The sequence below is a fragment of the Streptomyces sp. NPDC059582 genome (assembly GCF_042735715.1).
Classification (GTDB): domain Bacteria; phylum Actinomycetota; class Actinomycetes; order Streptomycetales; family Streptomycetaceae; genus Streptomyces.
In genome coordinates, this window is sequence record NZ_JBHWCC010000013.1 from 147,522 (window position 1) to 167,780 (window position 20,259).

Annotated in this window: 17 protein-coding genes; 6 read left to right on the top strand and 11 right to left on the bottom strand. The window is 71.8% G+C overall.

The genetic code is table 11. The features are described 5' to 3' along the window. Positions 1-28: 28 nt before the first annotated feature. The 5 genes from ACFV0T_RS14675 to ACFV0T_RS14695 are packed head-to-tail and all read right to left on the bottom strand — an operon-like array spanning position 29 to position 5,552. Positions 29-1,009 carry an SCO2521 family protein gene (locus tag ACFV0T_RS14675; protein WP_385778318.1) on the bottom strand — a complete coding sequence of 327 codons (981 nt, stop codon included), beginning with the start codon at positions 1,007-1,009 and terminating at the stop codon, positions 29-31. Between the two features lies 1 nt (position 1,010). After that, positions 1,011-1,994 (bottom strand): SCO2522 family protein, encoded by a 984-nt coding sequence (locus ACFV0T_RS14680; protein WP_385778320.1) that lies wholly within the window; start codon positions 1,992-1,994, stop codon positions 1,011-1,013. Continuing rightward, the gene (locus ACFV0T_RS14685) at positions 1,991-2,908 is read right to left on the bottom strand and encodes an SCO2523 family variant P-loop protein (RefSeq protein WP_385778322.1); all 918 of its coding nucleotides are present in this window, start codon (positions 2,906-2,908) and stop codon (positions 1,991-1,993) included. Before ACFV0T_RS14685 ends, ACFV0T_RS14680 begins: the two co-directional genes overlap by 4 nt. 3 nt (positions 2,909-2,911) lie before the next feature. Then, positions 2,912-4,750 (bottom strand): SCO2524 family protein, encoded by a 1,839-nt coding sequence (locus ACFV0T_RS14690; protein WP_385778324.1) that lies wholly within the window; start codon positions 4,748-4,750, stop codon positions 2,912-2,914. A gap of 40 nt (positions 4,751-4,790) precedes the next feature. After that, a complete protein-coding gene (locus ACFV0T_RS14695; protein WP_385778326.1) occupies positions 4,791-5,552 on the bottom strand; it encodes an SCO2525 family SAM-dependent methyltransferase in 762 nt (253 codons plus the stop codon). A 211-nt stretch (positions 5,553-5,763) separates the two neighbouring features. On the opposite strand from ACFV0T_RS14695, the gene ACFV0T_RS14700 reads away from it, so the two are divergent. After that, positions 5,764-6,216, top strand: a complete 453-nt coding sequence (locus ACFV0T_RS14700) for a GNAT family N-acetyltransferase (RefSeq protein WP_385778328.1) — start codon at positions 5,764-5,766, stop codon at positions 6,214-6,216. A 50-nt stretch (positions 6,217-6,266) separates the two neighbouring features. Here the strand turns inward: ACFV0T_RS14700 and ACFV0T_RS14705 are convergent, their stop codons facing one another. Continuing rightward, entirely contained in the window at positions 6,267-7,001 is a 735-nt protein-coding gene (locus ACFV0T_RS14705; protein ID WP_385778330.1) for a FadR/GntR family transcriptional regulator, read from the bottom strand. A 295-nt stretch (positions 7,002-7,296) separates the two neighbouring features. On the opposite strand from ACFV0T_RS14705, the gene ACFV0T_RS14710 reads away from it, so the two are divergent. From ACFV0T_RS14710 to ACFV0T_RS14730, 5 genes are read left to right on the top strand one after another with little or no spacing between them, the layout of a single operon-like run. Further along, a complete protein-coding gene (locus ACFV0T_RS14710) occupies positions 7,297-8,928 on the top strand; it encodes an ABC transporter substrate-binding protein (protein ID WP_385778332.1) in 1,632 nt (543 codons plus the stop codon). A 19-nt stretch (positions 8,929-8,947) separates the two neighbouring features. Then, complete coding sequence (locus ACFV0T_RS14715; RefSeq protein ID WP_385778334.1) at positions 8,948-9,907, top strand: ABC transporter permease; 960 nt, start codon at positions 8,948-8,950, stop codon at positions 9,905-9,907. After that, positions 9,904-11,952 (top strand): dipeptide/oligopeptide/nickel ABC transporter permease/ATP-binding protein, encoded by a 2,049-nt coding sequence (locus ACFV0T_RS14720; RefSeq protein ID WP_385778336.1) that lies wholly within the window; start codon positions 9,904-9,906, stop codon positions 11,950-11,952. Before ACFV0T_RS14715 ends, ACFV0T_RS14720 begins: the two co-directional genes overlap by 4 nt. Next, positions 11,949-12,971 carry an oligopeptide/dipeptide ABC transporter ATP-binding protein gene (locus ACFV0T_RS14725; RefSeq protein WP_385778338.1) on the top strand — a complete coding sequence of 341 codons (1,023 nt, stop codon included), beginning with the start codon at positions 11,949-11,951 and terminating at the stop codon, positions 12,969-12,971. The genes ACFV0T_RS14720 and ACFV0T_RS14725 overlap by 4 nt, the downstream gene beginning before the upstream one ends. Then, positions 12,968-13,903 carry a dihydrodipicolinate synthase family protein gene (locus ACFV0T_RS14730; RefSeq protein WP_385778340.1) on the top strand — a complete coding sequence of 312 codons (936 nt, stop codon included), beginning with the start codon at positions 12,968-12,970 and terminating at the stop codon, positions 13,901-13,903. Before ACFV0T_RS14725 ends, ACFV0T_RS14730 begins: the two co-directional genes overlap by 4 nt. A gap of 68 nt (positions 13,904-13,971) precedes the next feature. Here ACFV0T_RS14730 and ACFV0T_RS14735 read toward each other — a convergent pair whose 3' ends face one another. From ACFV0T_RS14735 to ACFV0T_RS14755, 5 genes are all read right to left on the bottom strand, one after another. Beyond that, positions 13,972-15,159 carry an exo-alpha-sialidase gene (locus tag ACFV0T_RS14735; protein ID WP_385778342.1) on the bottom strand — a complete coding sequence of 396 codons (1,188 nt, stop codon included), beginning with the start codon at positions 15,157-15,159 and terminating at the stop codon, positions 13,972-13,974. A 50-nt stretch (positions 15,160-15,209) separates the two neighbouring features. Further along, the gene (locus ACFV0T_RS14740) at positions 15,210-15,875 is read right to left on the bottom strand and encodes a response regulator (protein WP_385778344.1); all 666 of its coding nucleotides are present in this window, start codon (positions 15,873-15,875) and stop codon (positions 15,210-15,212) included. After that, positions 15,872-17,038: a sensor histidine kinase gene (locus ACFV0T_RS14745; RefSeq protein WP_385778352.1), complete on the bottom strand. Its 1,167-nt coding sequence runs from the start codon at positions 17,036-17,038 to the stop codon at positions 15,872-15,874. Before ACFV0T_RS14745 ends, ACFV0T_RS14740 begins: the two co-directional genes overlap by 4 nt. Before the next feature lie 96 nt (positions 17,039-17,134). Continuing rightward, entirely contained in the window at positions 17,135-19,210 is a 2,076-nt protein-coding gene (locus ACFV0T_RS14750; RefSeq protein WP_385778346.1) for an MMPL family transporter, read from the bottom strand. A gap of 195 nt (positions 19,211-19,405) precedes the next feature. After that, on the bottom strand, positions 19,406-20,101 hold the full coding sequence (locus ACFV0T_RS14755) for a TerB family tellurite resistance protein (protein ID WP_385778348.1): 696 nt from the start codon (positions 20,099-20,101) through the stop codon (positions 19,406-19,408). Positions 20,102-20,259 lie beyond the last annotated feature (158 nt).

A 20,259-nucleotide genomic window follows, 5' to 3' on the forward strand; every position in this document is an offset into this window, starting at 1 on the left:
TCCCCCGTCGGGATCGAGCTGTGCGCGTTCAGGGCGTCGCAAGGGACTCTCGCCGCACCGCGGTCCCCCATAGGGCGAGTTGGTCACGGACGCGCTGAACCTGGGTGTGCCACTGCCGGCTGTACCCGGAGCCGTCTTCGAGTACGTCCCACAGGGCGGCGAGCCGTCGGTCCATCCGCGCTCCCGGCATCCACAGGTGCAGCAGATGCTCGACGAGCGGGCCCAGCACCTTCAACGCGGCTGTCTCGTCCGCGGATCCGAGCCGGATACCGTCGAGTTTGTCAATGACTGTCGTCAACAGCCAGTCATGGAGGGCGAAATCCTCGGCAAGGCGGGCCACGGCGGTGGTTTCGATGTCGTCCGGAACCCGCAACTCGACCAGCCGCAGGCTTCCCTCGGTGACCGTGAAGCGCTTCAGCGACACGCCCGCGCCCGCCGCCGCGGGCAGTGCGGCCCAGCGCAGGCTGGTGGTGCGGGAGGTGAGCGGGACGTCGTAGTCGACGAGCAGGCGGTTGCGGGAGACCGTGCCGAGGAGGCTCTCGGCGACGGAGCCGACATCGAGTTCGTCGCCGCCACCCGTCTGATCCTGCATCAGGAAGCCGTCGCCGACGGCAGTGGCGGAAAGGGTGCCGACGGGGACCAGTACCCCAGGTCGGACCAGGTAGTAGCCCCACGGCCGGCGTCGGTCCGGGCCCGCCGCCGGAGCCGAGAAGTACGCCGACGCCTGGAGGACGCGGCCGTCGGTGAGGCTCGCGCGGGCCGCGACCGTGCCGACCGCGCGGACCTTGGCCTTGTTGGCGGTGGGCAGCCGGCAGTCGACGCCGGTGAGCACCTCGGGAGACACCACGTACAGGTTGGGGTGTTTCGACGTGCTGACCTGTTCGTCGGCGCGCAGCCGCAGGAGCCGTTCGGCGACCGCCGCGCTCACCGCGTCGCGGCACGGCAGCAGACAGGTGCGCACCTCGCCGCAGGCGAGGACCGGGCGCGGCGTCTCCCCCGTCGCACCCATGTCACAGCCCCGGCGGGAACATGTAGGAGGTGCGCTCCACGACACCCTCCGGCACGGTGAACCGCTCGGCGGCGGCACGCGCGACCACCTGGGCCTGCGCGCCGGCGTCCACGTGGGTCTGTTCGAGTACGACCCGGACCGCGTGCTCGACGGGCAGGAAGCGGGACGGCAGCACACTGCACGTGTAGTACGCCGTGAAGGGCGCCGCCGACGGGTTGAGCCGGAGCAGGAACGGCAGGGCGTCCCAGTCCTCGGGGAAGGCGGCCGCGCCCCAGGTGGTGGGGGCGAGGACGACACTGCCCTTGTCGCGGAGCAGCCCCAGGCGGGCCAGCTGCCATACGGCGGCCAGGAAGGCGCAGGACCAGACGCGGCTGCCGGTGTGCTCGTCCCACAGCTCGACGTCGACGAAGACGGAGTGTCCGCGGGCGCCGGTCTCGCTGGGCGGCTGCCAGACGGCGGCGGCGCTGAGGGCGGCCGTGGTGCGGCGGTCGGGGGCGCGGCGGCCGTTGCTGAGCCAGCCGGTCTGCTCCAGGGGCGGGCGGAAGCCCCTGCTGCCGGGCGGAGGTGTCTCGACGAGCCGGCTCAGGACGGCGTCGGCGAGTCCGCCGCGCTCGGGCCGCTTCGGGTCGGTGCGGGCGCAGCCGGACTCGCGGGCCAGATAGTCGATGGTCAGTCCGGCCCGCTCGGCGGCCTTCAGCAGGGGCGGCAGGAGCTCGGCGGGGGTGGCGAGGCGGCTGAAGTAGTCGTCGATCAGGAAGCAGGTGCTGACCCGGGGCGGCTTGCCGTCCGCGAGCGCGGTCACCGAGGCGCGCGCCGCCTCCACCCAGGGTCGTACGGCGGAGAAGTGGTGGTACAGCCGCTCGGGGCCCTCCGCGAAGTCCTCCATGTACAAGTGGCCGAGTTCCAGGGAGAGATGGGAGAAGGGCACGGCCTCGGTGCGTGGCTGGGCGCTGGTCTCCTGGAAGACGGCTCCGGTTCCGCTCACAGCTGCCCCCAGTACTTGTCGTCGGCCAGCCGCTCGGCGAGGACACCCATCGCCTGCCAGGTCTCGATGTTGGCGATCCGGCTGTCGAGCACGTCCTGGTCGGTGATGAGCTGTTCCCGCAATTGCAGGACGGGTTCCAGCGGCACCGATCCCAGAACTCTGCTCCTGCCGATACCCAGGTCCGCGGCAATGGTCTCCAGCTGTTTGTTGTACTGGCGCATCCACGCCGACTGGGCGGGCGGCAGCTGGGACCACAGCGGCGATTCGAGATCGGGCACGGCGGCCCGTACGAAACGGATGGCGCCGAGCAGCGCCTGCCGGTCGTGCCCCAATTCCTCGCCGGCGCTCACGATGCCCTGTTTGCCGCCGACGAGTTCGGCGGCGGCCATCACGTGCTGGCGGGTCCAGCGGTGGTAGATGAGCCAGCGGGCTTTGATGCGCCGTAACTCCTCCCCGGCGGTGGCGGCGAGTGCCAGGTCCATCGCGTAACTGCGGCCGGCGCTCAGGTCCACGACGATCACATTGAATTCGCGCTTCAGCCGCAGGATCAGGTCCACGCAGCGGTGGAGGTTCTCCGTGTCGGTGACGAATTCGCCGCCGCTGCGGTCCCCGGGCAGCAGAACGAGCCGTCCGGAGCGGTCGGGTTTGTCGCGCAGGACGTAATGCTCCGTGCGGGCCCAGACGTCGACGCGCAGGGGTTCGCCGGTTTCGCCTTTCAGATACGAGTGCAGGCCGCGCCCTTCGGCTTCCTTGAGGACGTCGGGCAGGTCGAAGACGGCCGGGGCGGTGGGCGAGCCGAAGTCGAAGTCGAGATAACAGACGTCGTCCCCGTCGAGGGCTCTGCGGTAGGCGAGGTTGGCGCTCGTGACCGAGCGACCGGTGCCTCCCTTGTCGGAGGCGGCGAAGACGAGCACGGTTCACACCCCCGAACCGGTGTCCCTGGCCCGGGCCAGGATGTCGAGCCTGCGCAGCACTCCGTAGGCGAGGGCGCAGGCGGTGCCCGGCTGGTTGTCGAGGACCAGGCGGGCGCGGCGCAGGTCCGCCGCGACGCTCTGCAGCTCCTCGCCGCCACGGCTCTTGGCCGGCGGGGCGGGCTTCATCTGTTCCTTGCCCAGGAGGTGGGTGGCCTCGCTGAGCAGGGCCCGGGCCAGGGCGCTCAGTTCGGCGCTGCGGATCGGGGCCTGGTTGTAGAGCTGGGAGGCGGCGACCATGCACTCGGTGACGCGCTCGGTGATGCTCCAGGACAGCGGGCCGGTGCGCTCCTCCGAACTGGGGTAGACCGCGTGGACGTTGTCCCACAGTCCGCTGCCCTCACCCTCGCTGACGCGCCGCAGCCACAGGTGGCCGAGGATGTCCTCGGCGAGCTGGAGCAGCCGGTCGCGGGAGGAGAGGTTGCGGGACAGGGAGCACAGCTGGATGGTCCGCTTGAGCAGCTGCGCCGAGAAGTCGGTCATGGCCCACTGCATGGCCGGGCCCTGGCGGTCGCTGCCGAGCAGGGGCAGGAAGACGCCCGGGTTGTGCAGGCGGACCGCCGGATCGCCGTCGGTGGCCCGGCTGGTGATGCGGCCGCGTTCGGCGAGGCGCTCCATGACGTCGACGGTGCGGGCGAGGTCGTCGTCGGTGGCCCGGCGGCGGACCAGGTCGTGGACGAGGATGGAGGCCACGCAGAGCGAGAAGTACTCCGACTCCAGCTGCTGGCCCGTGGTCCGCCAGGGGATGTCCTCCAGGGGCCATCGGTCGTCCCCGAAGCGGGCGATGCCCGACCAGTACTGCTGGGTGATCTCCCACCGCAGTCGCAACGCCTCGGCCAGCCGCTGCTGTTCGGGGTTGAGCAGGGCGAGGGTGAGCGTGCGGTCGGAGAACAGGTCCTGGATACCGTCGAGCGCGACGACGGTGAAGTACAGGTAGGGGACGGCGTCCGCCGCGCCATCGGGCTGCCCGCCGATGTCGTCGGTGGTCTCCACCTCGGGTGCGTCCTTGACCAGGCTCCAGGCCCAGCCGCACTCGAACAGGCGGTTGTCGTTGCGGAGTTGCTCCTCGACCTCGACACCGAGGGTCAGGCTCTCGCCGATGACGGCGCGCAGGGCCTTGAAGCGCTCCTGGAACCGCTGGAGGACGACCCGTTCGGACACCCGCCCACGGCCGAGGAGGCGGCTCATGGCCTGCCCCTGGGAGGACTCGACGTCGAAGACGTTGACGGTGAAGGAGCGCAGAAGGCTCACCATGGCGGAGGTGAGCCGCTGGCTGGTCGTGTCCCAGAGCCCCTGGATCAGTTTCTGCGTCTCGGGGCGGGTCGTTCTCGTCCGGTAGACCCGGAGGAATCCGAGGGTGGCGAGGCACAGGGTGACGGACATCGAGAAGGAGTCGACGACCCCGAATTCCCGCTGTTCCTTGGTGAGTTCCTGCTCGGGGTCCTCCGGCAGGAAGTAGTAGCCGCCGGCGAACGTGGGACCCAGGTCGCCACCGTGGTGCTTCGCCATGAACTCATTGAGCACCCGGACCAGGTTCCCGGGAATCTCCGTGGCGTCCCCCACCTCTTTGAGGGCCTTCTCCACGTCCTCCTGGGTGATGTCGGGGTTGTCCAGGCCGAATTCCGGGATCTCGGTGGCGGGATACATGAGGCAGAGCAGGCGTTCGGCATCGGCGACGCTGCTGCGCCCGCCCCATTCACCCCAGCTCCATTCGCCACTCCTGAAGGAATGGCCGGCGATGGCCTGCCATACGTCGAGAAGCTGCAGGCGCGGTTTGATCTGCATTCCCCATGCCCCCTCACACAGGTACGAAAAGCGACCGCGGTCAGTCGTTCCGGTGACCGCAGGCCAGGATCATTCCCGTGTAGCCGTCGCGGAGATCGTCCGGTTTACCGATGTGCAGGGGATCGACATCACTCGCGAAGTCCTTCAGCTGGTTCCGGATCTCCACGGCGCCGACATAACTGGCCGGGAAGTCCCGCCCGCCCACAGGGTATCCGCGGGAATTCTCCATGAATGCGGCAGCGAACGGAGCGCCCGGTTCCAGCGCGTTCATGAAGCAGGCGACGCCGCGCGCGAACTCCTCGCGCGACTCGGTGATCGACTCCGCGACGAAGAACATCGTGCCCATCGCCCAGCGTTCCGGTTGGCCGTCGGCGCCCGGGCCGCCGAGGTCGTACAGGTTCCCCGGCCTGACGGTGACGACGTCCCTGAACCGCTCCCTGGGGCTCGGGCCGAGCGCGGCGTACCCCTCGCCGCCCTCGCCCTCGCACAGGACGTCCCAGAACGGGTCCCAGGTGGGGGCGTAGTCGAGGCGCTGCTCCCGCAGATGCTCCACGTTGGCGGCCGACCACTCGTACTGGGTGATGGCGTCGCACCAGGGAAGCATGGTGAAGGCGGGGTAGAGGTTCGGCCCCGCACCCGCGTCGATACCGGAGGGGACGCGACCCGGATTCCTCCGGAAATGATCACTGAAGTGGGCGCGGACGATCGACAGGATCAGCTTGTCATCGGGATGAAGCGCGAGGTAGTTGCGGCTGATGTATTCCTGTGGGTCAAATTTGTCCCAGTCGACATCAGCGTTCATCTTATCCGCGTCAGTTAGCGATCCCGAGGTCATTGGCTCAATGTAGCGCACCACGCACGCGAACCGGCCCAGCCAATCACGTCAAGTCCAGTTCTTGCCTTGAATGACCAGAAGAGGTCGGGCAAAGATAGGGAATCATGCGCGCCCATCCCAGTCGGTATGCATATCGCATCATTGGTATGCATCTTCGAATCCTCCACAAAGGGACGACATGCCTCCTCTTCTGCAGATCAGAGCGGTCACCGAAGCGGATCTGCCGGAACTGGTCCGCCTGGACACGGAGGCCTTCCCCTCCGGGCCGTACCCCTACTTCGTGCTGCGCCAGTTCTTCGACGCGTACGGCGACCACATGCTCGTCCTGGACGACGGCGCGAGCATCCTCGGCTACGTGCTCGCCACCGCGCCGAACCGCGACCTCAGCTGGATACTCAGCCTCGCCATCACCCCGGGCCTCCAGCGCCAGGGGCTGGGCCGCAAGATGATGGCCGGAATCCTCGACCACCTGCGCTCCGAGGGGGTGAAGGAGGTCCGGCTCACCGTCGAGCCCGGCAACGACTCGGCCGTTGTGCTCTACCGCTCACTGGGCTTCACACCGGAAGGCGCGCCCCGCAAGGACTACTTCGGCCTGAATCAGCACCGCCTGCTCATGATGCTCTTCCTCTGAGCCCCCGTCCACGACTCCGACCGGGGCAAGTACCACCCGAAGACCCTGCCCTAGGGTCCCACCCGCGGGCGCGCGGTCGGGCCCTGCTCGCGGTCGTTCGGGCGGCCCGCCCGGGCCTCGATGCCGTGGAAGTGGACGGCCATCGCGCGTTGCGCGCCCTCCACGTCGTGGGCGCGCAACGCGGTCACGATGTCGCGGTGGCGGCGCACGGTGAGGCCGGGGGCGGGGTCGTCGGGGCGCCCGCGGGCGCCGGAGACGCGCCGGAACACCGTCCAGAACGCGCCGAGCAGCTGCGACACGAGCGCGTTGCCGAGCGAGGTGTAGAGCAACTCATGGAACTCGCGGTCGAGTTGGGGGAAGGGGCGGCCGGCCCGGCCCGCCTCCTCCATCCGGGCCACCACCGCCTCCAACCGGTCCAGCTCCGGTTCGGAGAGCGTGGCCGCCACCCGGCGGATCAGCCCCTCCTCCAGCACCTCGCGCACCTGGAGGATCTCGGCGAGGGCGCCCGCGTCGTCGTCGTGCCGGGCGAGCGTGCGGAAGGTCAGCCCGTCGACCAGCGGGGTCAGCGAGGCCTGCCCGACATAGGTGCCGTAGCCGTGCCTGATCTCGACGATGTCGAGCGCCTGGAGCGCCTTGAGGGCCTCGCGCACGGAGTTGCGGCTGACCCCGAGATCCTCCATCAGCTCCGCCTCGGTGGGCAGCGCCGCACCGGGCCGGAGCTTGCGGTCCAGGATCAGCTGGACGACCTCGCGCCGGATCCGACTGTTCCTGGGCTCCCCGGGCATGCGCCGCATCGTACGGCCATCGGACGTCCCACGTCCCACGTCCGGCGGTATCCAGCGTGCCGAAGAGCCTGATAGAGCATCAACTCCAGCCATTTCACAGTGCCATTGGTCGGACCTCTGACGGATACCGCCATTCGTGTGCGATCCCTTGACCACCCCCACGGCCCCTCCTATGGTCGCGCTGACCGACAGGACGTAGGACGTCGTATCTCCTCGGCAGCCCACCCTTCTCGCCCTGCCTTCCCACCCCGTTCCCCTCCTTCCTCGCTCCCCGAACTCCTTCGCTGGAGGAACCGTGCGCGACGTGACCAACGACGTTCCGGCGCTGCACCGCCGGTCGTTCCTGAAGTACACCGGCGCGCTGGGCGCGGCCGCGGCGCTCTCGTCGTCGCTGTCGGCCTGCTCGTCCGGGCCGGAGTCCACCAACGACACCGGCGGCGGGGGCAGCGGCGCGAGCCGCACGCTGACCGCGGTCATCGGCTACGGCAACGACGGCAGCTGGGACCCGACGCAGACGGCGTCCGCCTTCGCCATGGCCGCCAACGCCCACATCTACGAGGGACTGCTCGACACCGACCCGATCTCCCGCGAGCCGTACGCGGCGCTGGCGACCCAGGTGCCGGCGGACCTGTCCGGCACCTCGTGGAAGTTCACGCTGCGCGAGGGCGCGACGTTCCACGACGGGAAGCCGGTCACCGCCGACGACGTCGTGTTCGTCTTCGAGCGGATCCTCGACCCGAACACCCAGACCCTCGCCAAGGGGTTCTTCGCGAGCTGGCTGAAGGAAGTCCGCAAGGTCGACGCGCAGAACGTCGAGCTGGTGCTGAAGTTCCCCTTCCCGGAGGGGGTCTCCCGGCTCACCCTCGCCAAGATCATGCCGAAACACGTCTTCTCGCAGCCCGGCGCCTGGGACGACGCGATCAAGGGCAAGGCGGTGGGCTCGGGGCCGTACCGGCAGAGCGCGCACCACCCCAAGTCCAACACCACCTTCGAGGCGTTCGCCGAATACAACGGCCCGCGCAAGGCCGCCTTCAAGAAGATGAACTGGCTCACGATCGTGGACGCCGCCTCGCGCGTCGCCCGGATCTCCGGGACGAGCGCGGGGGCGCAGATCTCCGACAACATCCCGTACGCCAACATCCGGCAACTGGAGAAGGGCGGCCTGTCGGTGGCCGGCGGGGCCGGGATGAACAACCTGTTCCTGATGTTCAACACCCAGCACAAGCCGTTCGACGACGTGCGGGTCCGCCAGGCGCTGCACTACGCCATCGACACCGGGAAGATGGTCGAGGTCGCCCTCAAGGGCCACGGCAAGCCGTCCTCGTCCTTCCTCAACGAGGGCAACCCGTCCTACCGGCGGGCGAAGACGGTCTACGACTACGACCCCGAGAAGGCGAAGGCGCTGCTGAAGGCGGCCGGGGTGAGCGGACTGGAGATCGACATCCTCGCGGTGAACGTGAGCTGGATCGTCGACTGCCTGCCGACCATCAAGGCCTCCTGGGACGCGATCGGCGTGCGGACCACGCTCTCCCCGCAGGAGACCACGGCCGTCTTCACCAAGATGGACCAGAAGCAGGACTACCAGGTCGTCGCGGCCGCCTCGAACCCCAACCAGTTCGGTCTCGACGCCGACCTGATCATGCACTACAACTACGGGCCCCAGAACCTCTGGATGCAGTACGCCCGCTGGGCCGGGAACCCCGTCGCCAAGCAGCTCTTCAAGGACATGGACCGGGCCACCCAGGAGCCGGACGCCGACCGGAAGAAGGCGGTGATCCAGGACTACGTCGACGTCGTCGCCGAGCAGGCCGTGCTCTACCCGGTCGTCCACAACGAGCTGATGACCGCCTGGGACCCCAGCAGGCTCAGCGGCATAAGGGCCCAGCCGTACCCCGGCGTGAACCTTCTCCAGGCCAAGTGGGCCTAGGGCCCGGGGAGTCGTCTCCGTGATCGCCGTCGCCAGGATCCTGGCCCGCCGTGTCGCCCTGCTCGTCCCGCTGATGCTGGGCATCGTGCTGTTCGTGTTCCTGGTGATGCGCTTCTCGGACGTCGACCCGGCGTCCGCGTTCTTCCAGGGCGCCAACCCGACCCCGCAGCAACTGCACGACTTCCGCGAGCGCAACGGCCTGCTGGACCCGCTGCCCGTCCGTTACGTCGACTTCATCGGCGACCTGCTCCACGGCGACCTGGGCACCAGCGCCCTGACCCGGGCCCCGGTCGTCGAGCAGGTCACCACCGCGCTGCCGCTCACCCTCCAGCTGACCTTCCTGGGGCTCGGCATCGCGGTGGTGCTGTCGCTGGCCGGCGGGGTGACCGCCGCGATCTACCGGGACCGGCTGCCCGACCAGATCATCCGGGTCGTCTCCCTCACCGGGGTCGCCGCGCCCGCCTTCTGGCTGGCACTGCTGATGATCCAGTACCTGGCGGTCGACCAGGGCTGGTTCCCGGCCGGCGGCTACATCAACCCGGCCGACTCCTTCACCGGCTGGCTGAAGACGATGACGCTCCCGGCCCTCGCGCTGTCCCTGCCGGTGGCGGCGCAGCTCACCCGCATCGTACGGACGGCCGTGGTGGAGGAGCTGGACAAGGACTACGTACGGACGGCGATCGGCAGCGGGCTGCCGCCTCGGGTCGTGGTGGGCCGCAATGTGCTCAGGAACGCGCTCATCAACCCGCTGACCGTGCTCGGACTGCGCGTCGGCTATCTGCTGGGCGGCGCCGTCGTCATCGAGACCATCTTCTCGCTGCCCGGCATGGGCAAGCTGATGATCGACGCCGTGCAGAACGGCGACCCGGCCGTCGTCCAGGGCGTGGTCCTGACCACCGCGACCGGCTTCGTCGTCGTCAACCTCGTCATCGACGTCCTTTATCTGCTGGTCAACCCGCGTCTGAGGGAGGCCGCATGACCTTCACCCGCAAGAGCCTCACCCAGGCCCTCGCCCGGCCCGGTGTCCGGCTGCGCGGCTGGCGCCGGCTGCCGCCGCTGTCGAGGGTCGCCGTATGCTTCCTGGCCGTGGTGGTGCTGACGGCGCTCCTCGCACCGCTGCTCGCACCGCACGACCCGCTCGACCAGCAGCCTCCCGTCGACGGCACCGGACATCCCTCGGTCCACCACTGGATGGGCCAGGACAGCCTCGGCCGGGACATCCTCAGCCGGCTGATGTACGGCGCCCGCTGGTCCCTGGCGATCGGGCTGGGCGCGACCGCGCTCGCCCTGGCCGTCGGCGCCCTGCTCGGCGCGGTCGCCGCCACCTCGCGCAAGGCGGTCGACGAGACGCTGATGCGCTGCCTGGACGTGGTGATGGCGTTCCCCGGCATCGCGCTGGCGGCCGTGCTGGTCGCGGTCTTCGACGGCGGCATCACCGTACTGATCTGCGCGATCGCGTTCCTGTTCACACCGCCGGTGGCCCGGGTCGTCCGCGCGAACGTGCTCGACCAGTACGGCGAGGACTACGTGACGGCGGAACGGGTCATCGGCGCCCGCACCGCGCACATCGTGCTGCGCCATGTCGCCGTCAACTGCGCCGCGCCGGTGCTGGTGTACTGCACCGTCCAGGTCGCCGAGGCGATCGTCTTCGAGGCGTCGCTGTCGTTCATCGGCGCGGGCGTTCGGCCGCCCGACCCGTCGTGGGGCAGTGTGATCGCGGACGGCAAGAACATGGTGCTGACCGGCGGCTGGTGGGCGACGGTCTTCCCCGGTCTGCTGATCCTGGTCACCGTCCTGTCCCTGAACATCCTCTCCGAGGGCGTCTCCGACGCGTGGGCGGCTCCGGCGGCGCGCGAGGTGGCGCCGGACGCGCGCGAGGACCGGCTGGAGAAGCCCGAGCCGGGCAGCGGCGAGATCCTGCCGCTGCCCTCCCTCGCCGAGGCCGCCGAGCGGCTGCGCGCCCGCGCCCGCCCGCTGCCCGAGGGGCCGCCGGTGCTCGCGGTGGAGAACCTCGCCATCGGCTTCGCGGACCGTCACCGGGGCGTGGACATCGTCGACGGCATCAGCTTCGAGGTGCAGGCCGGCGAGGTCCTCGGCCTGGTCGGCGAGTCGGGCTGCGGCAAGTCGCTCACCGCGCTCGCCGTCATGGGGCTCCAGCCGAAGGGCGCCCGGGTGCGCGGCCAGGTCCGCTTCGACCAGCGCGACCTGCTGGCCGAACCGATGCGGGTGCGCCGCAGGCTCCTCGGCCACGAGATGGCGATGATCTACCAGGACGCGCTGTCGTCGCTCAACCCGGCGATGACGATCCGCGCCCAGCTGAAGCAGGTCGTCCGGCGCGGTGGCCGGCGCGGCCCCGCCGAACTCCTGGGGCTGGTCGGCCTGGACCCCGGCCGCACGCTGCGCAGCTACCCCCACGAACTCTCCGGCGGCCAGCGCCAGCGGGTCCTGATCGCCATGGCCCTCTCCCGCGAGCCGAAGCTGATCGTCGCCGACGAGCCGACGACCGCCCTGGACGTGACCGTGCAGGCGCAGGTCATAGAGCTGCTGCTGCGGCTGCGGGCGGAACTGGGGTTCGCGCTGATCCTCGTCTCGCACGACCTGGCGCTGGTCGCCGACGTCACGGACCGGGTCGTGGTGATGTACGGCGGACAGATCGTCGAGACGGGTGTGACCGCCGACCTGGTGGAGGCTCCCGCCCACCACTACACGCGCGGGCTGCTCGGCAGCGTGCTGTCCCTGGAGTCGGCGGCCGAACGCATGACGCAGATCAGAGGCGTCGTCCCCTCCCCCGCCGACTTCCCGCCCGGCTGCCGCTTCGCCGACCGCTGCCCCCTTGCCGACGACGTCTGCCGGACGACGGCACCGGACCTGGTGGGTCCGCGCACCCACACGGCGGCCTGCCACCACCCGGCGGTGGACCTGGTGACCACGGAGAACCCGGCCGACTCGGATGACTCGGCCGACTCCGACACCTCCGACACCTCGGACACCTCGGACACCTCGGAGAGCGAGCCGGTGACATGACAGCCCTGGTGGAACTGTCCGACGTGCACGTCGTGCACAAGGCCCGCAGTGGCGGCCTGTTCACCCGGGACCGGGTGTACGCCCTGACCGGCGCCGGACTCACCATCGCGCCCGGCGAGACGGTCGGCGTGGTCGGCGAGTCCGGCTGCGGCAAGTCGACCCTGGCGAAGGTGCTGGTGGGCGTCCAGCGGCCGACCGCCGGCACGGTGTCCTTCCGCGACCGCGACCTGTGGGCCATGCCGCCCGCCGAACGCCGGACGGCCGTCGGGGCGGGCACCGGCATGATCTTCCAGGACCCGTCCACCGCGCTCAACCGCCGGCTGACGGTACGCCGGATCCTGCGCGACCCGCTGGACGTGCACGGCCGGGGCACCGCGGCGCAGCGCGAGGAACGGGTACGGGAGCTGATGTCCCTGGTCGGTCTGCCCCGGGCGCTGGCCGACGGCCTGCCCGGACAGCTCTCCGGCGGCCAGCGGCAGCGCGTGGCCATCGCCCGCGCCCTGGCCCTCGAACCCGACTTGGTGGTGGCCGACGAGCCGACCAGCGCACTGGACGTGTCGGTCCGCGCGCAGATCCTCAACCTGCTGCTGGACCTGAAGGAACGCCTGGGCCTGGCCATGGTCTTCGTGTCGCACGACATCCAGACGGTACGCCGGATGAGCGACCGGGTGATCACCATGTACCTGGGCCGGATCGTCGAGGAGTGCCCGGCAGACCGGGTCACCGACGGCGCCCGGCACCCGTACACCCGCGCCCTGTTCTCCGCCACCCCCGGCCTGCTGGACCCCATCGACCCGATCCCGCTCACCGGCCCGGTCCCGTCGGCGACCCGGCCGCCGAGCGGCTGCCCTTTCCGCACCCGCTGCTGGAAGGCGGACGAGGTGTGCGCGTCCGACATGCCGGACTTCTCGGCCGCGTCGAGCCCCGCGCACCGCTTCCGCTGCCACCATCCTGTGGAGGAGGACCGGCCCACCCGCGACCTCGTCCATCAGAGCCAGCACCCCAGGGAGCCTTCATGACGATCCCCACCCCGCTCACCGGTGTCGTCCCGCCCGTCTGCACCCCCCTGACACCGGACCGCGAGGTGGACGTCCGCTCGCTCCGCAGACTCGTCGACCACCTGGTGGACGGCGGAGTGCACGGACTGTTCGTGCTCGGCTCGACATCGGAGGCCGCCTATCTGACGGACCGGCAGCGGCGGCTGGTCGTGGAGACGGTGGCCGCGCACGTAGGCGGCCGGCTGCCCGTGCTGGCGGGGACGATCGACATGACGACGCCACGGGTCCTGGACCACGTGCGGTCTGTGACGGAGGCCGGGGCGGACGCCGTCGTGGTGGCCGCCCCCTTCTACACCCGCACCCATCCGGCGGAGATCGCCCGCCACTTCCGCCTCGTCGCGGCCGTCGGCTCCCTCCCCGTCATCGCCTACGACATCCCCTCCGCCGTCCACACCAAGCTCCCCGCCGCCCTCGTCCTGGAGCTGGCGGCGGACGGCGTGCTGGCCGGCCTCAAGGACTCCAGCGGCGACCTCGCCGCCTTCCGCGAGGTCGTCACCGGTGCCCGCGCCCACCCCGGCATCACCGGATTCAGCGCCCTGACCGGCTCCGAACTCGTCGTCGACGCCGCGCTCGCGCTGGGCGCGGACGGGGCGGTGCCCGGGCTCGCCAACGTCGACCCGCACGGCTACGTCCGCCTCGACCGGCTCTGCCGCGGCGGCGACTGGCCGCTGGCGCGGGCCGAGCAGGAACGGCTGTGCGCGCTGTTCGGCATGGTGGGCGTGGGCGATCCCGCGCGGATGGGCGGCAGCTCGTCGGCGCTGGGGGCGTTCAAGGCGGCACTGCACCTGCGGGGCGTCATCGACTGTCCGCTGACGGCGGAGCCGCAGGTGCGGCTGTCGGCGGAGGAGGTGGAGCGGGTAGGCAAGTTCCTGGCCACGGCGGGGCTGCTGTAGCCGGTTTCCTCGCCCCCGCCGCCCCTACCCGCCCCGTTCCGGGGGCGCTGCCCCAGGACCCCCGCTCCTCAGAGGCCGGAGGGGCCGAGGACGCGGAACTCGATCCGCTCGTACGGCCCCGTCACCCCCGTCTCGTACAGGATCCCCGCCGTCCCGTGGCCGACCTGCACCAGGTCCGAATACGCCGCCCAGTCCGCCGACAACGTCATCGCCCTGGTGAAGCTCGCCCCGCCGTCCGCGCTGCGCCAGATCGCCATGGACCGGCGGGCGGTCGGCACGGACGGGCCGGAGAACAGCAACGGGGCGCCGGTGCCGCGGAGTTGCAGGACGCTGCCTTCGACCACCGGCACGTCGTTCAGCGTGGGCTGCACGGCGTAGGGCCGGGACAGGGCCCGCGCACCGTCGGCGGAGTAGCTGTCGAGGCGGTTGCCGGGGCTCGTGCCGTTCTGGTCCCGGGAGCTGAAGTACAGCCGGCCGTCCGGGAGCTGCGTCGCGCTGGACTCGTTGGAGTTGTTCACGCCGTCGTAGGAGTCGTCCACGAAGCCGAGCCGCCAGCTGCGCCCGCCGTCGTCGCTGTAGAGCGCGTGCGCCCCGTAGTACCTGGCCTCCTGCCCCGTGTCCGCCGACCCGGCGGGCGGCGCGGCCGAGTGGTTGGCGGGCACGACCAGCCGGCCCGCGTGCCGGCCCCGGGTGAGGGCGACCGCGTGCCCGGGCCCGGTCGCGTACCAGCGCCAGCCCGCCGGCTTCACCGCGGCGGTGATGTCGCGCGGGGGCGTGAAGTGCCCCCCGTCGTCCCAGCTGCGCTGCACGAACACCCGGCGGCTCTGCTCGGGTGTGACCTCCCCGCGCATGATCTGCGCCTCGGTCACGGCACCGCTGTTGTACGAGGTGACCAGCACGACCGCACCCGTGCGCGGATCGACCACCGGCGCCGGGTTGCCCCGGGTGTCCCCGTCCCCGGCGGCGACGACGGCCATCGGGCCCCAGGTGCAGCCGCCGTCGGCGGAGCGGCGCAGCACGACATCGATGTCGCCGGTGTCGGCGGCGCCGGTGTGCCGGCCCTCGGCGAAGGCGAGGAGCGTGCCCCGGCGGGTGGTGACGGCGGCGGGGATGCGGTACGTGTCGTAGCCGCCCTCGCCCGAGACGTACGGCACGGAGGAGGCGCAGCCGGTGGCGGCGGAGGCGGTCTGGGTCGTGACGGCGAGCGGGGCGAGGAGTACGGCGGCGGTCAGGAGTGTGCGGGTGAGGCGGGTCATCGCTCTCCCTTTACGGAGGTGTCGTCCCCTGCGGGACACCGACCTGTCCGTCACATGCTCCCCGGAGTCACCATCCCTGACTCGTACGCCACGATGACCAACTGTGCCCGGTCCCGCGCCGCCAGCTTCCCCATGATCCGGCTCACGTGGGTCTTCGCGGTCAGCGGGCTCAGCCCCAACGCCTCCGCGACCTCGGTGTTGTTGAGTCCGCGCGCGACGAGGGCGAGCACCTCGCGCTCCCGGTCGGACAGGCACTCGGGGCCGCCCGCCGCGACCGGCACCGAGGGGCCGCGCAGGAACCGCGCGATCAGCCGGGCGGTCGGCCCCGGCGAGAGCAGTGCCTCGCCGGCCGCCACCGTGCGGATGCCGTCGAGGAGTTCGGCCGGCCGGGTGTCCTTCACCAGGAAGCCGGAGGCGCCGGCCCGCAGGGCCTCGACGATGTTCTCGTCGGTGTCGTACGTGGTCAGGACCAGCACGCGCACGCCCGCCAGGTCCTCGTCCGCCGCGATCAGGCGGGTGGCCTCGATGCCGTCCAGGTCGGGCATGCGGATGTCCATCACGACCAGGTCCGCGCGCCGGGTGCGGGCCAGCGCGACGGCCTCCCGTCCGGTGGCCGCCTGTCCGACCACCTCCATGTCCCGCGCCGACTCGACGAGCATCGCGAACGCGGCCCGTACCAGGGTCTGGTCGTCGGCGAGCAGTACGCGGATCGTCATTCGGTCCCTCCCAGCGGCAGCAGTGCCGTCACCTCGAAGCCGCCGTCGGCGCCGGGTCCTGCGGCCATCGTGCCGCCCACGCTGCGGGCCCGTTCGCGCATCCCGACGAGCCCGAAGCCGGGCGGTCCGGCGCCGGCGCCGGCCCCGTCGTCGGTGACGTTCACCCGGAGGGCGTCCGCACCGCCGGCCACGCTGACCCGCACGGTGAGGTCGTCCCGGCCGCCGTGGCGCACGGCGTTGGTCAGCGCCTCCTGCACGATCCGGTAGGCGGCGGCCCCGACCGCGGGCGGGGCCGCGTCGGCCGTCACGGACAGTTCGACCCGTGCCCCGGCCGTCCGGGCGGCCGCCGCGAGGTCGGCCAGGCCGTGCAGGCCGGGCAACGGGCCGCCCACCTCCGGCGAGTCGTGCTCGCGGAGCACCTCGAGGGTGGTCCGCAGTTCGCCGCGCGCCGACCGGCAGGTCTCGGCGATGTCGTCGAGGGCCTGGGCGACGGCCGTGCGGTCGAGCCGTTCGGGGTCGGCGGCGAGGACGTGCGCGGCCACCGACGTCTGGACGCCGATCAGGGTGATGCTGTGCGCCAGCAGGTCGTGCAGGTCGCGGGCGATCCGCAGCCGTTCCTCCGCGACGCGCCGGCGGGCCTCCTCCTCGCGGGTGCGTTCGGCGCGCACGGCACGGTCGACGATCGAGGCGACGTACTGGCGGTAGTAGCGGACGTCGACGCCGAGGAAGAGCACCGCGATCACCCAGCCGGACACCCGCAGCAGTTCGACGGCCTGGTGGGTGTCGACCTCGAGCATCACGCTGACGGAGACGGCGAGGACGGCCAGGCCCGTCAGCACGGTGCGCAGCGGGCGGCCGGTGACGGCGACGGTGTAGAGCGCGGTGTACTCGGCCGGGGTCGGGGCCGCGTGGTTGTTGTCGAGGGCGTGGTAGGGCACGACGAGGGCCACGACCAGGGCCAGCACGAGCAGCGGGCGGCGCCGCCGCCACACCAGTGGCACGGGGAGGGCGAGCAGCAGGGCCCAGCCGAGCGCGTCGGGCCGCTGCCCCGCGCCGGTGGTCAGGGCGATCACCGCGCAGAGCACGGCGACCGCCGCCGCCAGCCACGCGTCGTTGCGGGTGGCGTGCGGGGCGGTGCGGGGGTCGCGGTTGACCGCCGCCATGATGCGTTCGCTGCGGCGGGGCGGCACGGTGGTGGGCTGCACGGGTTCATCTTCCGGTAGGAGGGCGCCCCTGCGGCAGACAGGGGCGCCCGGCGGTCACACGGGTTCCGGCTGCCGCTTCGGCCGCAGCGGGCCGGGCGTGCGCGACAGCCGGCCCGGCCACCACACCGTCCGCCCGAGCGCGACGCTCGCGCTGGTCACCAGGTAGGTCCGGACGAGGAAGGTGTCCAGCAGCACGCCGACCGCGATCACGAAGCCCAGCTCGACGAGTTGCACCAGCCCCATGTCGGTGAGCACGGCGAAGGTCGCGGCGAGGACCAGGCCCGCCGAGGCGATGACCCCGCCGGTGGTGCGCAGCGCGGTCAGCGCGGCGGCGACGGGTTCCGCGCCGTTCCTCGACTCCTCGCGCATCCGGTGCATCAGGAAGATGCCGTAGTCGACGCCGAGGGCCACCAGGAACACGAAGGACAGCAGCCCGAGCCCCGGATCCGTGCCGCCGAAGCCGAACAGCGGCCCGAACACCAGCCCGCCGATGCCGAGCGCCGCGCCCCACACCGCGACCACGGCGGCGACCAGCATCAGCGGCGCGACCAGCGAGCGCAGCAGCAGGACCAGGATCAGCAGCACGCAGGCCAGGACGATCGGCACGACGACGAGCCGGTCGCGCGCGGCGGTGTCGCCGAGGTCGAGCTGCTGGGCGCTGGGCCCGCCGACGTAGGAGCCCTTCAGCTCGCGCCGGAGTTCCTCGATGGTGCGGGTCTCGCCCGCCGACTGGGGGGCGTCCGAGGCGATGACGGAGATCTCGGTCCAGCCGTCTCCGCTGCGGCCCTTGCGCGCGCTGTCGACGCCCGGCGTGCCGCGGACCGCCGTCAGTGTCGGGCCGGCGCGGCCGGCCGGGGTGATGACGGTGATGGGCTGGCTGGAGCGCTCGGGGTAGGCCTCGGCCAGCGTCCGCATCGCGGTCACCGACTCGGGCCGGTCGACGAAGGCGTCCTCCTGCTTGAGCGCGCCGGGCAGGTTCAGGGTCCCGAGGGCGAGCGCGCCGAGCAGGACGGCGCCGCCGGCGAGGACCACCAGCGGGCGCCGGCCCGCCGAGGTGCCCATCGCGGCGAACAGTGAGCGCCGCTCCCTGGGCGTGCCGCCGTACGCGGGCACGAGCGGCCAGAACACCCGGCGGCCCAGCAGCACGAGCACCGCGGGCAGCAGCGTGAGCATCGCCACGAGCGCGCACAGCACGCCCACCGTGCCCAGCGGGCCCATCCCTCGGCTGCTGTTGAGGTCGGCGGCGAGCAGGCACAGCAGCCCGGCGGCGACCGTCGCGGAGGAGGCCAGCACGGCGGGCCCGCAGCCGCGCAGAGCGGCCCGCATCGCGTCGTACGGCCGCTCGTGCCGGCGCAGTTCCTCCCGGTAGCGGGAGACGAGCAGCAGGGCGTAGTCCGTGCCCGCGCCGAAGACGAGGATGGTCATGACGCCGGTGCTCTGCCCCGACACCGTGGTCCCGAACGCCTGGTGGAGTCCGTAGGCGACGCCCGTGGAGAGGTAGTCGGCGACGCCCGCGACGACGAGCGGGACGAGCCACAGCACCGGGCTGCGGTAGATGAGGATCAGCAGGAGGGCCACGACGGCGACGGTCGTGTAGAGCAGCGGTCCGCCGAGCGAGTCGTAGACCCCCGCGGCGTCCGTGGCGAGCGCCCCCGGGCCGCCCACCCGGACGCTCAGTCCGCCCTCCCCGTGGGCGACTTCGCGTACGTCGTCGACGAGGGCGTCGCGCCTGTCCTCGTCGGTGCCGGGCTCGTTGCTGGCGACCGGGTACATGAGGGTGGTGCCGTCCGTGGAGGGCACGCCCTGCGGTGTCGTGGTCAGCGCGTGCCGCCCGGCGATCCGCTCGACCTGCTCCCCCGCGAGGGACCGGTCGGCCGCGGTCAGTCCGCCGTCGCGGTGGTACACCAGCACCAGTTCGGTGGTCTCCCCGCCCGGCAGCCGGTCCTGGATCCTGGCCACCCGGGTGGAATCGGCGCTCGCGGGCAGATAGTCGGTGACCCGGTCGTGCTGCACGTCGGCGAGCTTCGCCGCGAACGGCCCGACGACCGCCAGCACCCCCACCCACAACGCGAGCACCGCCCAGGGCACGGCCCGCAGCCGCCCCCGCGTACTTGTCTCTCCGGCCCCCATGGAACGGGCCTCCCTCCGGCACGGGTGTCTGCTTACGCGATCCAGACTTCCGGGGCGGGGGGCGGGTTTCGTCGCGCGTGAGGGCGAGTTCGGGCGTACTGCGCGGGGTGGCCGGACGGGTGCGTTACTCCCGGGGGAGTACCGGGCGGGGCGCTGCTTCGCGACCGGTGGGCACGCGCGGCCGGGCGCCGGTCCCTACGACGGCGTGCGGGCCGCCGCCAGCAGGCGGGTCACGTCGTCCGTGCAGATCGACAGCGCCGCCCCCACCGTCGCCAGAACGTCCCGTTCGGCGGGGGTGTAGGGGCCGTCGGCCAGGGCGATCCGGGCGCCCTGGAGGAGGATCGACTCGCGGCCCACCGCGGCGAGGTGGGGGGTGAGCGGGTCCAGGGCCTCGTGGAGTTCTATGGCCAGACCGGCGCCGCAGGGCGGCCCGAGGACGCGGCCGGTGTCCGCCGCGAGGGCTTCGACGAGAGCGCCGAGCTGGTCCTCCGTGCAGTCCTCGAAGCCGGCGGCCCGGACCGTGGCCGCGGCGGCCTCCAGGGACGTACGGGCGCAGCTGCCGCCGGCCGCCAGGACGGCGAGGGCGACGGTGTGGACGGCGTCGCGGAGCATCGCGGAGAAGCGGGTGGTGGTGGGGTGGTCCAGGACGTCGGCGCCGAAGTGGCGGCGGCAGGCCGCGCACTCGACGACCGGCCCGGTCTCGCCGCGCGGCAGCACGGGCACGCCGAGGAAGGTGAAGCGCCGGCGGCCGGTCAGCCGCTGGTAGTTGCGGTCGCCCCCGCAGCCGGGGCAGAAGAACTCGCCGTCGCCGACCGGCGTCCAGGCGGTACGTGTGCCCAGGATGCGCGCAAACCTGGCGGCACGGCCGTCTTGTCCCCGTACTGGCAGCACGTCGCACCTCCGTAATGCCACGGCAACATCGCCGCGCTTGCGTGATGTTAGCCACATCGACGAGGCCGCGTCAGTACCCCGGAAGAGACCTTTCCGTGACCTCCACGGTCGAATGGCCGAGAACCGACGGGGCCCCGGCCGCCCGTACAGGCGGCCGG